The 13,717-nt window shown below is 38.2% G+C and carries 16 protein-coding genes; 6 read left to right on the top strand and 10 right to left on the bottom strand.

All coding sequences use genetic code 11. From position 1 onward, the window contains the following. Position 1: 1 nt before the first annotated feature. Positions 2-877, top strand: a complete 876-nt coding sequence (aguB, locus tag ACXYSM_RS03480) for an N-carbamoylputrescine amidase (RefSeq protein WP_458634370.1) — start codon at positions 2-4, stop codon at positions 875-877. A gap of 30 nt (positions 878-907) precedes the next feature. Here the strand turns inward: aguB and ACXYSM_RS03485 are convergent, their stop codons facing one another. The 3 genes from ACXYSM_RS03485 to ACXYSM_RS03495 are packed head-to-tail and all read right to left on the bottom strand — an operon-like array spanning position 908 to position 2,757. Further along, positions 908-1,723 (bottom strand): TIGR03943 family putative permease subunit, encoded by an 816-nt coding sequence (locus ACXYSM_RS03485; RefSeq protein ID WP_458634371.1) that lies wholly within the window; start codon positions 1,721-1,723, stop codon positions 908-910. Then, complete coding sequence (locus tag ACXYSM_RS03490; protein ID WP_458634372.1) at positions 1,720-2,625, bottom strand: permease; 906 nt, start codon at positions 2,623-2,625, stop codon at positions 1,720-1,722. Before ACXYSM_RS03490 ends, ACXYSM_RS03485 begins: the two co-directional genes overlap by 4 nt. Next, positions 2,626-2,757, bottom strand: coding sequence for an SPJ_0845 family protein (locus ACXYSM_RS03495; protein WP_000268695.1), 132 nt, complete (start codon positions 2,755-2,757; stop codon positions 2,626-2,628). Between the two features lie 155 nt (positions 2,758-2,912). Between ACXYSM_RS03495 and ACXYSM_RS03500 the strand changes: the two genes are divergently transcribed. Genes ACXYSM_RS03500 through ACXYSM_RS03510 form a run of 3 tightly spaced genes read left to right on the top strand, consistent with a single transcriptional unit; the run spans position 2,913 to position 5,810 of the window. After that, positions 2,913-5,042 carry a Tex family protein gene (locus tag ACXYSM_RS03500; protein WP_458634373.1) on the top strand — a complete coding sequence of 710 codons (2,130 nt, stop codon included), beginning with the start codon at positions 2,913-2,915 and terminating at the stop codon, positions 5,040-5,042. After that, positions 5,029-5,478, top strand: coding sequence for a SprT family protein (locus tag ACXYSM_RS03505; RefSeq protein ID WP_458634374.1), 450 nt, complete (start codon positions 5,029-5,031; stop codon positions 5,476-5,478). The genes ACXYSM_RS03500 and ACXYSM_RS03505 overlap by 14 nt, the downstream gene beginning before the upstream one ends. 59 nt (positions 5,479-5,537) lie before the next feature. Beyond that, positions 5,538-5,810: a PspC domain-containing protein gene (locus ACXYSM_RS03510; protein ID WP_458634375.1), complete on the top strand. Its 273-nt coding sequence runs from the start codon at positions 5,538-5,540 to the stop codon at positions 5,808-5,810. A gap of 104 nt (positions 5,811-5,914) precedes the next feature. Here the strand turns inward: ACXYSM_RS03510 and ACXYSM_RS03515 are convergent, their stop codons facing one another. From ACXYSM_RS03515 to ACXYSM_RS03530, 4 genes are all read right to left on the bottom strand, one after another. Then, positions 5,915-6,565, bottom strand: coding sequence for an ABC transporter ATP-binding protein (locus ACXYSM_RS03515; protein WP_060955723.1), 651 nt, complete (start codon positions 6,563-6,565; stop codon positions 5,915-5,917). Between the two features lies 1 nt (position 6,566). Then, on the bottom strand, positions 6,567-6,986 hold the full coding sequence (locus ACXYSM_RS03520; RefSeq protein ID WP_458634376.1) for a DUF1430 domain-containing protein: 420 nt from the start codon (positions 6,984-6,986) through the stop codon (positions 6,567-6,569). 41 nt (positions 6,987-7,027) lie between these two features. After that, entirely contained in the window at positions 7,028-8,560 is a 1,533-nt protein-coding gene (locus ACXYSM_RS03525) for a DUF1430 domain-containing protein (protein WP_458634377.1), read from the bottom strand. A 492-nt stretch (positions 8,561-9,052) separates the two neighbouring features. Beyond that, a complete protein-coding gene (locus ACXYSM_RS03530) occupies positions 9,053-9,748 on the bottom strand; it encodes a VIT1/CCC1 transporter family protein (RefSeq protein WP_016465853.1) in 696 nt (231 codons plus the stop codon). A 191-nt stretch (positions 9,749-9,939) separates the two neighbouring features. On the opposite strand from ACXYSM_RS03530, the gene ACXYSM_RS03535 reads away from it, so the two are divergent. Continuing rightward, on the top strand, positions 9,940-11,220 hold the full coding sequence (locus tag ACXYSM_RS03535) for an O-acetylhomoserine aminocarboxypropyltransferase/cysteine synthase family protein (RefSeq protein WP_458634699.1): 1,281 nt from the start codon (positions 9,940-9,942) through the stop codon (positions 11,218-11,220). A 63-nt stretch (positions 11,221-11,283) separates the two neighbouring features. Next, entirely contained in the window at positions 11,284-11,964 is a 681-nt protein-coding gene (radC, locus tag ACXYSM_RS03540) for a RadC family protein (protein WP_458634378.1), read from the top strand. Positions 11,965-11,966: 2 nt separating this feature from the next. On the opposite strand, the gene ACXYSM_RS03545 is transcribed toward radC, so the two are convergent. The 3 genes from ACXYSM_RS03545 to ACXYSM_RS03555 form a co-directional block, all read right to left on the bottom strand. Next, a complete protein-coding gene (locus ACXYSM_RS03545) occupies positions 11,967-12,266 on the bottom strand; it encodes a hypothetical protein (RefSeq protein WP_458634379.1) in 300 nt (99 codons plus the stop codon). A 73-nt stretch (positions 12,267-12,339) separates the two neighbouring features. Next, entirely contained in the window at positions 12,340-13,029 is a 690-nt protein-coding gene (locus ACXYSM_RS03550; RefSeq protein ID WP_458634380.1) for a gamma-glutamyl-gamma-aminobutyrate hydrolase family protein, read from the bottom strand. Between the two features lie 15 nt (positions 13,030-13,044). Next, complete coding sequence (locus tag ACXYSM_RS03555) at positions 13,045-13,686, bottom strand: redox-sensing transcriptional repressor Rex (RefSeq protein ID WP_004252929.1); 642 nt, start codon at positions 13,684-13,686, stop codon at positions 13,045-13,047. Positions 13,687-13,717: the final 31 nt, after the last annotated feature.

Here is a 13,717-nt window from a genome sequence, read left to right on the forward strand (position 1 = left end):
GATGAGAAATGTAACGGTTGCAGCTATTCAGATGCAATGCGCTAAGGATGTGGAAACCAATATCCAAACAGCTGAACGTCTAGTTCGACAAGCTGCAGACAAAGGAGCTCAAATTATTCTCTTGCCTGAATTATTTGAACGTCCCTATTTCTGTCAGGAACGTCAGTATGATTACTACCAGTATGCCCAGTCGGTGACAGAAAATACGGCTATTCAGCATTTTAAAGTGATTGCCAATGAGCTAAAGGTAGTTTTACCAATCAGTTTCTATGAAAAAGATGGTAATGTCTTATACAATTCCATTGCTGTCATTGATGCGGATGGAGAAGTACTAGGAGTTTATCGTAAAACTCATATACCAGATGACCATTATTATCAGGAAAAATTCTTTTTCACACCTGGAAACACAGGCTTCAAGGTCTGGGACACTCGCTATGCCAAGATTGGTATTGGCATCTGTTGGGATCAATGGTTCCCTGAAACAGCCCGTTGCCTTGCTCTAAATGGCGCAGAATTACTCTTTTATCCAACAGCTATTGGTTCAGAGCCTATTTTGGATACAGATAGTTGTGGTCATTGGCAACGTACCATGCAGGGACATGCAGCAGCAAACATTGTGCCAGTTATTGCAGCCAATCGTTATGGTTTGGAGGAAGTCACTCCTTGCGAGGAAAATGGAGGACAAAGTTCTAGTCTTAACTTCTACGGTTCATCCTTTATGACCGATGAAACAGGAGCTATTTTAAGTCAAGCAGAACGACAAGATGAAGCAATCCTCTTAACCACTTATGACCTTGACAAGGGAGCAAATGAACGCCTGAATTGGGGCCTCTTTAGAGACAGAAGACCAGATATGTATAAAGATATTGTCAGATAATAACAAAAAGTAGCCCCCTCAGGCTACTTTTTAAAATTCTTTGTAAACATAAGTATTTTCGGGTTTGTCTACTTTGATAAAGGACTGGACTTCAAGGGTTGGGAGGACTTGGTTGAGTTCTTTGTGATAGTGATTGCTAATCTTACCTTTGACTCTGACCCAAGTGTTATTTTCGTACTGATTAGTGTTTCCTGTAGTCAAAAGTCCAAAAACTCCTGAATCAGCGATACAGTGCATAATACCAAAGCGAAAAATAAATTGACTATTGGTATGATTTGGATCGTTGTAGACAAAGCCAATAAACTCGATTTCCTTGCCTTCAAATTCGTTTGGAAAATCGTAGATAGCTTCCATAACTTCCAGGTAATTTTCATCATTGATAACTATACTAGATTGGGCTAAGTATTTATCAGCACTCTTCCGAATAATATTTTCATGAGCTGTTTGTGAATAAAAGCGACTGGTATCCGGCTTAAGATACTGACTGCTCGTTCCTTCACTTGCTTGGATTGCCTTGTCAGTTCCTTCCGACAAAGGGAAATAATATCCTTTTGCCGATACTGTTTGTGAATCCAGAGTGACTGTTGGAAAAGTAAATCCAACTAACAAAGGTAAACTTAAGAGGGCAAAACTAGCAAGCTTGGCTGAAAAACTATGTAAGTGACTATGTTCTTTCAAACGCTTGATGCAAATATAGGCTTGGACGATGGCTAGTAACAATGACAAAACCATGCTGATATAAGCCAGATAAGAGTAGTGGAGGTTTATATACTGATTGAGCTTACCTGATAGGTGCAGATAAAGGGTTAAGATAAAATAGCCAAATAAGATAAAAAATCGAATCATAGCATCCCCCCGACTAGACAAGAATAGACAAGAACAACAAGAGTTACAATTGTCATGAATTGCCAAATAAAGCGAGTTTTGAGATAATTCTTCATCATGAGGAGATTCTTGACATCAAGCATGGGACCTATAACCAGAAAGGCAAGCACTGGAGCAAAACCAAAACTAGAGAGAAGTGAAGATCCAATAAAGGCATCCGCTTCACTACAGAGGGATAGTAGGAAGGACAAGACCATCAGAAGAACAATCGCAAGTAGTGGTGATGCGCTGATAGATGTCAGGATACGAGTTGGAACATAGACTTGGACTATGCTGGCAAAAAGACAGCCAAAGACCAAGTAACGCCCCATATCAAAGAATTCATCAATAGCTTGGATAAAGACCTGAAGCAGTTTTTGACTTTTAGTCAAGTGAGAAAAATCATGCTCATGACAAGCCAATCTATTTTCTTTTTGGATAGGTTCCTCCCAGACAAAACCAAGAAAGATACCCAATATAGTAGCAACTAGAATAGCGCCCAAAGCTCGGAGTAAGACCATTTGAATTGAATTACCAAAGGCTGAATAAGTCGCAAAAAGTACGATGGGATTGATGATAGGAGCCGTTACTAGAAAAGGTACCGCTGTATAGCTAGGAACCTTCTTTTCTAAAAAGCGGTTGATGATCGGAACGATTCCACACTCGCAAGAAGGGAAGAGGAAACCGATGAAGCTACCAAAAAAGATTCTCCCCAAGCGATTTTTAGGGAGAAATTTATAAACCTTCTCAGGAGTCACATAGACTTCAATGGCACCAGAGATGATGCTACCGATTAAGACAAAGGGTAAAGCTTCAATGATAATTGAAAGAAAAATGGCGCCAGCTTGTAACACACTAGAAGGTAAACTTTGAAAGAGTGTCATCTATTTTTTCTTTTCTGCCTTATCTTTCTTTTCTTTGTCATCTGGAAATGTTACTTGCTTCAAGTCAGGTAGTTTAGCGAATTCTTCGAACATCTTATCTAAGTCATCAGTTTTTGTAAATTTAACAGCCATAAGGCATACCTCGATTCTTTTAGTTAACACTATTATACTATTATTTCTAAGAAATAGTTGGATTTTAAAATAAACATGGCTTTTATCTTTATAAAGTTGAAATAAAGCAACAAATTAATGAAAACAAGCTTTCTTCCTTATGGTATAATAGTTTCATGGATAAAAAATATGAAAAAATTTCCCAAGATTTGGGTGTAACTTTAAAGCAGATTGATACTGTCTTGTCTTTGACAGCAGAAGGAGCAACTATCCCCTTTATCGCCCGTTATCGGAAAGATATGACCGGAAGTCTAGATGAGGTAGCCATTAAAGCTATCATCGACCTCGATAAGAGTTTAACTGCTCTAAATGATCGAAAGGAAGCGGTCTTAGCAAAAATCAAAGAGCAAGGCAAGCTAACTAAGGAGTTAGAAGAAGCAATTCTATCAGCTGAAAAACTCGCAGATGTAGAAGAACTCTATCTTCCTTATAAAGAGAAACGTCGCACCAAGGCAACGATTGCGCGTGAGGCTGGTCTCTTTCCTCTTGCTCGTTTAATTTTACAAAATGTTTCTGACCTAGAAAAAGAAGCAGAAGCATTTGTTTGTGAGGGTTTCGAAACTCCTCAAGAAGCTTTGGCTGGGGCTGTAGACATCTTGGTTGAAGCACTATCCGAGGATGTTCATTTACGTTCAATGACCTATCAAGAGGTACTTAGACGCTCTAAGATTACTTCTCAAGTCAAAGATGAGAGTCTTGATGAAAAACAAGTTTTTCAGATTTATTACGATTTCTCAGAAACAGTTGCAAACATGCAAGGTTACCGTACGCTTGCCCTTAATCGTGGTGAGAAGCTAGGCATTTTGAAAATTGGCTTTGAGCATGCGACTGATCGGATTCTATCTTTCTTTAGTGGTCGTTTTAAACTTAAGAATGCTTATATTGACGAAGTTATTCAGCAATCTGTCAAGAAAAAAGTATTACCAGCTATTGAGCGTCGTATTCGTACAGAATTAACAGAAAAGGCAGAAGAAGGAGCTATCCAACTCTTCTCAGAAAACCTTCGTAATCTCCTTCTCGTTGCACCTCTTAAAGGGCGCGTGGTTCTAGGTTTTGACCCAGCCTTTCGTACAGGTGCTAAGCTTGCAGTAGTTGATGCGACTGGTAAGATGTTGACAACACAAGTTATTTATCCAGTCAAACCAGCTTCAGCTCGTCAGATTGAGGAAGCTAAGCGAGATTTGGCTGATTTGATTGGCCAATACGGTGTTGAAATTATTGCTATCGGAAATGGAACTGCTAGCCGTGAGAGCGAAGCCTTTGTCGCTGAAGTACTTAAAGATTTTCCTGAGGTCAGCTATGTCATTGTAAATGAGAGTGGGGCATCTGTCTACTCAGCTAGTGAACTTGCTCGTCAAGAGTTTCCAGAGTTAACTGTTGAAAAACGTTCTGCTATTTCTATTGCTCGTCGCTTGCAAGACCCACTTGCTGAGTTGGTTAAAATCGATCCCAAATCCATCGGTGTCGGTCAATATCAGCACGATGTTAGTCAAAAGAAACTGTCTGAAAGTCTTGACTTTGTTGTTGATACAGTAGTTAACCAAGTCGGTGTCAATGTCAATACAGCTAGTCCAGCCTTACTTTCGCACGTAGCTGGGCTTAACAAAACAATCTCTGAAAATATCGTGAAGTACCGTGAAGAAGAAGGTAAAATCACTTCACGCACCCAAATCAAGAAAGTCCCTCGTTTAGGAGCAAAAGCCTTTGAACAGGCTGCAGGTTTCCTCCGTATCCCTGAAAGTAAGAATATCCTTGACAATACAGGTGTTCACCCAGAAAACTATGCTGCTGTTAAGGAACTCTTCAAACGTTTGGACATTAAAGACCTAAATGAAGAAGCGCAAGCCAAACTCAAATCTATTTCAATCAATGAAATGGCCCAAGAATTAGACCTCGGTCAGGAAACCCTTAAAGATATTATTGCAGATCTTTTAAAACCAGGACGTGATTTCCGTGATTCTTTTGATGCTCCAGTTCTTCGTCAGGATGTCTTGGATATCAAAGACTTGAAAGTTGGCCAGAAGCTTGAAGGCGTTGTACGTAACGTCGTTGACTTCGGTGCCTTTGTTGACATTGGTATTCACGAGGATGGCCTGATTCATATCTCTCACATGAGCAAGAAATTCATCAAGCATCCGAGTCAAGTCGTTTCAGTTGGTGATTTGGTAACCGTTTGGGTAAAGAAAATCGATGTCCAACGCGAAAAAGTAAATCTGTCGCTCCTTGCACCAGATGAATCTAACTAATTACGTTCGACAAGTTTCTTTAGAAGACTTTGGGAAACCTTTCAAACACCAAGCTCAATGGAATTCTCGTCTACGGTCGACAGGTGGGCGATTCTTTCCAAAGGATGGGCATTTGGACTTTAATCCTAAAGTCTATCAAGAACTTGGTTTAGAGGTTTTTCGGAAAATTGTCCGTCACGAACTCTGTCATTATCATCTATACTATGAGGGCAAGGGGTATAAACATAAAGATGTAGCCTTTAAGAAACTATTAAAAGAAGTAGACGGGCTCCGCTTTGTTCCTCCCTTATCAAGTGTTAGTCAAACACCAGCTCTAGTCTATACTTGTCAGACTTGTCACCAAACCTATCAACGAAAGCGACGAATTAATACCAAACGTTATCGTTGTGGTCTCTGTCGTGGCAAACTCATTTTGCAAAATCCGCCTAAGGACTGATGCAGGGTGTTTTAGTTCATGTTATACTTATTTCAAGAATACCGAAAGAGGTACAAACTATGAATAAAAATTTTTACAAAATGAGACGAAATCGTATGATATCAGGAGTACTTGCTGGACTCTCTGATAAATGGGACCTTGATGTTACTCTTGTACGCTTCATTTTTGCTATCTTTACAATCGCAAACTTCGGACTTGGAATCATCATCTACATCATCCTAGCCTCTATCTTGCCAACAAAGGAAGATATCGAAGCAGAAATGTACGGAACTGGGCCACGTAAGATTAAAGAGGCTGAAACAATCGATGATGATAAAGGTTGGTTTTGGTGAGATTTAACAGTAAATATTTATTATTTGCACTATGATACTTAAAAGAAGTAGCATAAATGATTGAAAATCCCTTGTGGCTAAATAACCACAAGGGATTTTGGTATTTAATTATATTCTGGTTCGTATTTAGAAAGACGAATTACCTGATCAGCCATTTTCCAAATACTAGGATTGTGAGTTGCGATGATAATTGTTCTATTAGCATTACGAAGTTCAAGGAGAATTTCCATAATTTCCTTGGAATTTTTGGGGTCTAGCGAGGCGGTAGGCTCATCAGCTAGAATTAAGGGAGGGTCTTTCAGGATAATCTTAGCAAGTGCTATGCGTTGAGCTTCACCACCAGATAATTCATAGATGTTTTGGTTGAGACTTAGATAATCCAGTCTGACAGCTTGCAGTGCTTGAAGAAGAAGTCTCTCTTTCTCTTGTTTTTTGTTTTTCTTTTTACCAATCAGTCCTAGCTCAAGGTTTTCTCGGATGGTCTGACTTTCTAATAGTCCAAAATTCTGGAAGAGATAACCTAGTTCGTTACGATAAAATTCCTCATTTTTTAGTGAAGTCAAAGACTTTCCTTTGTAAACTATTTCTCCTTTATCGAAAGTCTCTAGTTTTGCAAGCATATTGAGCAAAGTGGTTTTTCCACAACCACTGTCTCCTATCAAAGCATACACCATACCACTTTGAAAATTCAGATTCAAGTCTGAAAAAATAATACGAGAACCAAATTGTTTCCAAATATGTTGCAATTCAATCATGCTATCCTCCTTTGATAATGCTAACATAGGTTTTGCTTTCCTTCTTATCAAAGATCTTCAATAGAAGAACGGCTAAACTTAAAAAGCTGAAAAATAGGATCAGGGTAATCCAGATATTCTTAGAAATAATGAAAGCTAGACCACTTCCGAGAAAGAGAGCTGCTATTTGAGAAGTGATATATCTATTGTGTAATTCAAAGAAATAATAGCCTGCTATTTTTTTCAAGAATATGGTTTTGCGAAAAGCTTCAAAATAGAGCAGATTTAAACTTGTAAACAGCAAAATTGAAGTCAAAATAGCAAACATAGCACTCGCTAAGTTACTAAAAATTTCGATTTTAATTTTTTGATTTAACTGGAGATAGATTTCCCTAGCAGACGATAGCCCTGAGACCATTTGATCAAGTTGATAGTGTTTCAAAAGTTCTTGTGTCTGGTGGAGGTCTGTAAAATAGAGATATTCTAGATTTGTAAACCAGAAGATGGAGGAAGCCTTACCAAGTGCTTTAGGAGAAAGCACAAGAAAGATGGGTTTTGATAACCATTGATCATAAGCGATATGGGTGGTATTATAAATGAATACATCTTTTTTTGATCAGTATAAGTTATACTAACTTCGACTCTATGCTTTGTATCACTACTGTATAATTGATTAGTTAAATCTTCTTGTATGTTTTGTTTTATTTGTTCCTCATTTTTCTTTTGTTCTTGAGGTAGTATTACAAGAACCTGTCCATCTTTTAGATTATTGATTTTTTTAAAGGTTTCTGATGTTAACTCTATACCTTCTTTTTTGAAGTAGTCAGGTGTTACATAGAGAATATTTTTCCCTTCCAAGTCATAGGGATTTTGTTCAGAATCATTATGAGTTGAAAGAGAATGTTTTATAGCTTGAATAGCGAGATTATGTTTGACTAGAAAGGCATTTCCATTTTCTAAAGAATATTGAATAAAGTCAAACCATTTATCAGCATTTGTCTGCAGTTCATCTATATTTTTCATCTGACCGGAACGCCCTGTTTGAAGAGTAACAACATTGGAGCGTTGTTCCCAAGTAGCTTGTCCAGCCTCATTTTTCTCAAGTATATGATAGTAAGTAGACATACGTCCAAATCCTACAATAACCAGTAGAATGGCAAGTACCTGACCAAAGTAGAGAATGCGTAGAATTGACTTGATTGGTAATTTTCCTTTGATGATAGAGAGGAGATGAACTTTTTTTAAAGAAATGGTAAAAAGAAAGGCAATTAGAAGACTAAGTAAGAGAAGTAGGCTATTGTAAAGAATAAAAAGTATTCCTAGAAAAGTCTGAACTTCATAAGGATATCCCAAGGAAATGAGCAAGATACATGCTATCAGCAAAGCAGGTAGACCAAAAAGAAGGATATCAAGTCCGTCTCTTGCGAGAGAACGAAAGAAGAGATGGCTCAGCCGCTCTCCAGAAATCAATCTAATCCCTGACTGAGAAAGAGATTGAATCTGACCGATAACAATTAAAGCTAAGAAAGTCAGCAAAAAGATTAACATACTGATGAGCTGATCAGGTTGGGTAAAGAGGGCAAGTACAAAGGATACTCTATCATTTTCAAATGCATTCGATTTTTCTAGTCCAAGTTCTTTCAGATGAGTGGCCAATTCTTGACTAGTTAGGGATCCGCTGATAATATTGTAGTTGTTGAGAAGATCGCTCTTGTGAATGCTTTCTTGACTTGCTGGAGGCATCCAGTCTGGGAGTTTCCCATCTCCAAAAACTTCGTAGTAAGTTTGTGATTTTCCATCACTATCTACTTCCCAAATGGTTCTTGCGATAAGACTATTATGTTCTTTAGCAAGACTATTTAATTCTTCTTTAACGGTAGAATAATCTGCTTGCCCACTTAATACTGCTGCACCCGGGAACAGGATTTGTGGAAGAGAGTCTTTCCAAAAGGACAGAGTGGCAATGAGAAAAAAAGTTAAAAGAAGATTGCTGATGAAGAGAAATATACGTTTCATAGGAACCTCTTTCTAAAAAGAGGGGCTGAACCTCCCTCCTTATAGCAGTGATACGAATGATAGTTTAGCACCTTTAAAAATAATTAGCAGAAAGCCAATTCTTTTACAAGATGTTAAAGAAAGCCTTTTCATAACTTAATTTTACTATTTTTTTAAGAATAAAACAAGCAATGACAGGACTTCTTATAGTAGCCATTTTCAAAAAAATTCCTTAATCTTACAAAAATGTAAGATAAAAGAGGCTGAACCAATTAATGATAATAAAGGTTGGTTTTGGTAGTTTCTCTTAATTGTTTATATTTTGATAGCAAAAGAGGCTGGGACAAAAGTCCTAGCCTCTCAATTGTCTTTGGATTGCCGAGCAAGACGCAGTGGTTGAGTGCGCTCTACTACGCAGATTTCATCAGCTTTTACAGCCCTACTCAACTGTGCGGAGGTGGGACGACGAAATCGAATTCTAACGAATTACCGATTTCTGTTCCACTCTCTTTTTTAAATACTAAACAACTGACCCAATAGATAGGTAACTCCCATGGTCAAAAGACCGATACAAAGGTTACGAATCATAGCTGTTTTAGTTGGGGCTTTCCCAAGTTTGGCACTGGTGTAACCTGTAATCAATAGAGAAATCGCAACGATAAAAACAGTAGCAGGGATTCGGTAGTCACTTGGAAAGATGGTAATGGAAAGCATTGGTGGTAGACTACCAAGAACAAAAGCTATGAAACTAGATGCTGCAGCATGCCAAGGATTGGTAAACTCTTCATACTCGATTCCGTATTTTTCTTCGACTAGCGCCTTAAGTGGATTTTTTAAAAAAGCTTTGTTAACTAATAGTTGGGCTGATGTTTCACATTCACCATTTTGAAGATAAGCAGCATAGAGAGATTTCTTTGCAGCCTCGATATCCTTATCCAAAAGTAATTGCTCTCGAGCTACAGCGGCTTCTTCAGTGTCTTTTTGAGTGGATACTGAAACATATTCACCTCCAGCCATAGAGAAGGCCCCCGCTAAGATGGCAGCCAAACCTGAAAGAAAGATTATCCAGATATTACTGGTCGCACTGGCAACCCCGATAACAACTCCAGCGATGGAAATGATCCCGTCATTGGCTCCGAGTACACCAGCACGTAAAATATTTAAACGACCAGCGAAGTTTGAATCAATTTCATGTGTAATTTCTGACATAGTCTTCTCCTTTTTATCCATTATAAAGTATGGGAGAAGCGAAAACAAACTTTTTAAACTATCTGAAAAAAGTTCTACAATTTTAATAATAGCCATAGCTATTGCTTATGCCAATATATAACAAAGTTGTATTTGTAACTGACTGTCATAGATGATACAATTAATTTAATGAAATCTTTGGAGGTCTGATGATGACTCGTGAATTTAAATTTGAAACTCTTCAATTGCATGCAGGACAAGTGGTAGATGCTACTACCAAGTCTCGTGCTGTCCCTATTTATCAAACAACATCTTTTGTATTTGCAGATACACAGGAGGGTGCAGACCTTTTTGCCCTTCAAAAAGCTGGAAATATCTATACTCGTATCACAAATCCTACTACATCAGCCTTTGAAGAGCGTATTGCAGCTCTAGAAGGCGGAGTAGGGGCACTTGCCACAGCTTCTGGAATGGCAGCTCTTACTTATACTATCCTTGGACTTGCTCACGCAGGTGATCATGTTGTTGCAGCTTCAACTATCTACGGTGGTACCTTTAACCTGTTGAAAGAAACCCTTCCTCGATACGGAATCACCACAACTTTTGTTGATATTGATAATCTAGAAGAAGTAGAGGCAGCGATTAAAGAGAGTACCAAACTTGTTTTGATTGAAACTTTGGGTAATCCAGTTATCAACATTCCTGATATTGAAAAAATAGCTGAAATTGCTCATAAACATCAGATTCCTTTGGTTGCAGACAATACCTTTGCAACACCATATCTCATTAATGTCTTTTCACACGGTGTAGATATCTCAGTTCACTCGGCAACTAAATTTATCGGTGGACACGGTACAACTATTGGCGGTGTCATTGTTGATAGCGGTAAATTTGACTGGGCTGCTTCAGGGAAATTCCCTCAATTCGTCAATGAAGATCCAAGCTACCATAATTTGAGCTATACTCGTGATGTTGGTGTTGCAGCATTTATCGTTGCTGCTCGCGTTCAATTGCTTCGCGATATGGGAGCTGCCCTTTCACCATTTAACTCATTCTTGCTCCTACAAGGCCTTGAAACGCTATCTCTCCGTGTTGAACGCCATGTGCAAAACGCTGAGAAAATCGTTGATTTCCTTGTCAACCATCCAAAAGTTGAAAAAGTTAATTATCCAAAATTAGCTGATAGCCCTTACCATGCCTTGGCTGAAAAATATTTACCAAAAGGTGTTGGTTCAATCTTTACCTTCCATGTTAAAGGTGGAGAAGCAGAAGCTCGTAAGGTGATTGATAGCTTAGAAATCTTTTCAAACCTAGCCAATGTGGCAGATGCAAAATCATTGGTCGTCCATCCAGCAACTACAACTCATGCTCAATTGTCTGACTCTGATCTAGAAGCAGCAGGAGTAACTAAAAATCAAATCCGACTTTCAATCGGTCTTGAAAATGTCGATGATTTGATTGAAGATTTACGACTAGCACTTGAAAAAATCTAAAAATAACTAGTTTTTATGAAATTAAGCATCCTTCTCACGAATAATAAAGTGAGGAGGATTTTTATGTATAGTATTTCATTTCAAGAAGATTCACTTTTACCAAGAGAGAGACTAGTCAGAGAAGGAGTAGAAGCACTCAGCAACCAAGAATTACTGGCAATATTACTAAGGACAGGGACAAAACAGGCCAATGTTTTTGAAATAGCACAGAAGGTCTTAAATAAGCTGACATGTTTAACTGACCTCAAAAGAATGAGTCTACAGGAATTGCAGACTCTATCGGGTATTGGACGTGTTAAGGCTATTGAATTACAAGCCGTTATTGAATTAGGCTACCGTATCCATAAAAGGGAAACAGTGGAAATGGAGAGTATTCTTAGCAGTCGAAAACTAGCTAAAAAGATGCAGTCTGAGCTTGGAGATAAAAAACAAGAGCACCTAGTGGCGCTCTATCTGAATACTCAAAATCAAATCATTCACCAGCAGACTATTTTTATCGGGTCTGCCACGAGAAGCATTGCTGAACCGAGAGAAATTCTCCACTACGCTTTGAAGCATATGGCAACATCTGTGATTCTGGTTCATAATCATCCATCAGGAGCAGTAGTTCCTAGCCCCAATGATGACCATGTTACGAAGCTTGTTAAAGAAGCCTGCGAATTAATGGGATTGGTCTTATTAGACCATTTAATTGTCTCTCATTCTGATTATTTTAGTTACCGTGAGAAGACGGACCTGATATAGGATTATTTTTTGAAGTTTAGGGGACCCTGCTCAATCGCTTGTAAAGCATAGGACTCAACTTCGTTCATATCAATTTTAGGAAGAGGATCAATTGTAGGGACTAGCAACTTTTCTTGCACGATAAAGTCAATAATAGCATTGAAGTCCTGAATTTTATAATACTTTTTTGAGTGGATCAAGATATCTCTATAAAAAACAAGCGAAGAACGAAATCCGCCTTTAAATTTTGCATCTGCCTTTTTACAAATAGGTTGAAAAATGGTCAATTTCCTTGCTCTTAACAGATGAGAAAACATTAACATCTAAATTTCTCAAAAGGTCATGAGTAGAAGGTGGGGTAAGTTCATTCATAATTAATTAGCTAATTTATCGAATTTACAATTCATTGACAACATAGTCGAAAAGTGTTTTATCTTTGGGGCGATTTTCAAAGAGAAATTCTGGATGCCATTGAACACCGAGATAAGGGAAACCGTCCGTACTTGTAACAGCTTCGATAATACCATCTTTAGGATCATGTGCTACAACCTGAAGATTAGGAGCTAAATCTTTGATGCTCTGATGGTGGAAAGAGTTGATATGAGAGATTTCTCCATAAATTTCTCGAAGAATAGTATTTGGTTCTGTGACAAGACGCTGAGTGGTGTATTCAGCGGAAGTATCTTGCCAATGATCTTCGATATCTTGATAAAGAGACCCGCCCATGGCTACGTTAAAAAGTTGAGTACCACGACAGACAGAAAAAATTGGTTTATTTTTCTTGATTGCTTCTTTAATGAGGGCTAACTCAAAAATATCACGTTGAAGGTGGTAATCGTCGCTATCAATAGCTTTTGGCTCACCATAGTATTTAGGGTCAACATTTTGTCCACCGGTTAGAATCAGTTTATCAATTAAGCTAATGTAGTAACTGGCCATTTCTTCATCACCAATTGGTAGGATAATGGGGATACCTCCAGCTTCCTTAACTCCTTCAACAAAGCCTTTGGCAGCATAACTCATCATAAGCTCATCGTCTGGATGGGCCTTTTCGTTTCCTGTAATCCCAATAACTGGTTTATTCATAAATATTTACACTTTCTAATCCTCTTTACGCATGAAATAGAGGAGGGTTTGAAGTTCGCTTGTAAGATCGACATACTGAACAACTACGTCTTTAGGAAGATGTAGGTGCACAGGAGAAAAACTAAGAATACCTTTGATACCGGCGTCGACTAATAGTTCTGCAACTTCTTGAGATTTAACACTAGGAACAGTAAGAATGGCAGTTTTAACATCACTATCCTTGATTTTGTCCTTTATTTGTGAGATTCCATAGATTGGAACACCGTCAGGAGTTTTGGTGCCAACCTCAGGATGATCATCTAGGTCAAAAGCCATGATGATTTTCATCTTGTTACGCTCATGAAAGCGGTAGTGGAGGAGGGCATGTCCCATATTTCCAATACCCACAAGCATCACATTGGTAATAGAATTATCATTTAAAAGATCAGCAAAAAAGTTCATGAGCTTTTTGACATCATAGCCAAATCCACGACGTCCAAGTTCCCCAAAGTAAGAGAAGTCACGACGTACAGTGGCAGAATCAATTCCAATTGCTTCTGCAATTTGTTTGGAATTGGCTCTTTCAATTTTTTCAGCATTAAATCTTTTAAAAATACGGTAATAGAGAGAAAGTCTCTTTGCTGTTGCTTTAGGAATAGCAGACTGTTTTTCTTTCACAAAATCACAACCTTTCTATCTACTATTTTAT

This window comes from Streptococcus sp. V940 (genome assembly GCF_054353495.1).

Excerpts from the sequence above, each read along its gene's own strand:
- aguB (WP_458634370.1), top strand. The coding sequence starts at position 2 with ATGAGAAATGTAACGGTTGCAGCTATTCAGATGCAATGCGCTAAGGAT.
- ACXYSM_RS03485 (WP_458634371.1), bottom strand. The coding sequence starts at position 1,723 with ATGATTCGATTTTTTATCTTATTTGGCTATTTTATCTTAACCCTTTAT.
- ACXYSM_RS03490 (WP_458634372.1), bottom strand. The coding sequence starts at position 2,625 with ATGACACTCTTTCAAAGTTTACCTTCTAGTGTGTTACAAGCTGGCGCC.
- ACXYSM_RS03495 (WP_000268695.1), bottom strand. The coding sequence starts at position 2,757 with ATGGCTGTTAAATTTACAAAAACTGATGACTTAGATAAGATGTTCGAA.
- ACXYSM_RS03500 (WP_458634373.1), top strand. The coding sequence starts at position 2,913 with ATGGATAAAAAATATGAAAAAATTTCCCAAGATTTGGGTGTAACTTTA.
- ACXYSM_RS03505 (WP_458634374.1), top strand. The coding sequence starts at position 5,029 with ATGAATCTAACTAATTACGTTCGACAAGTTTCTTTAGAAGACTTTGGG.
- ACXYSM_RS03510 (WP_458634375.1), top strand. The coding sequence starts at position 5,538 with ATGAATAAAAATTTTTACAAAATGAGACGAAATCGTATGATATCAGGA.
- ACXYSM_RS03515 (WP_060955723.1), bottom strand. The coding sequence starts at position 6,565 with ATGATTGAATTGCAACATATTTGGAAACAATTTGGTTCTCGTATTATT.
- ACXYSM_RS03525 (WP_458634377.1), bottom strand. The coding sequence starts at position 8,560 with ATGAAACGTATATTTCTCTTCATCAGCAATCTTCTTTTAACTTTTTTT.
- ACXYSM_RS03530 (WP_016465853.1), bottom strand. The coding sequence starts at position 9,748 with ATGTCAGAAATTACACATGAAATTGATTCAAACTTCGCTGGTCGTTTA.
- ACXYSM_RS03535 (WP_458634699.1), top strand. The coding sequence starts at position 9,940 with ATGACTCGTGAATTTAAATTTGAAACTCTTCAATTGCATGCAGGACAA.
- radC (WP_458634378.1), top strand. The coding sequence starts at position 11,284 with ATGTATAGTATTTCATTTCAAGAAGATTCACTTTTACCAAGAGAGAGA.
- ACXYSM_RS03545 (WP_458634379.1), bottom strand. The coding sequence starts at position 12,266 with ATGTTAATGTTTTCTCATCTGTTAAGAGCAAGGAAATTGACCATTTTT.
- ACXYSM_RS03550 (WP_458634380.1), bottom strand. The coding sequence starts at position 13,029 with ATGAATAAACCAGTTATTGGGATTACAGGAAACGAAAAGGCCCATCCA.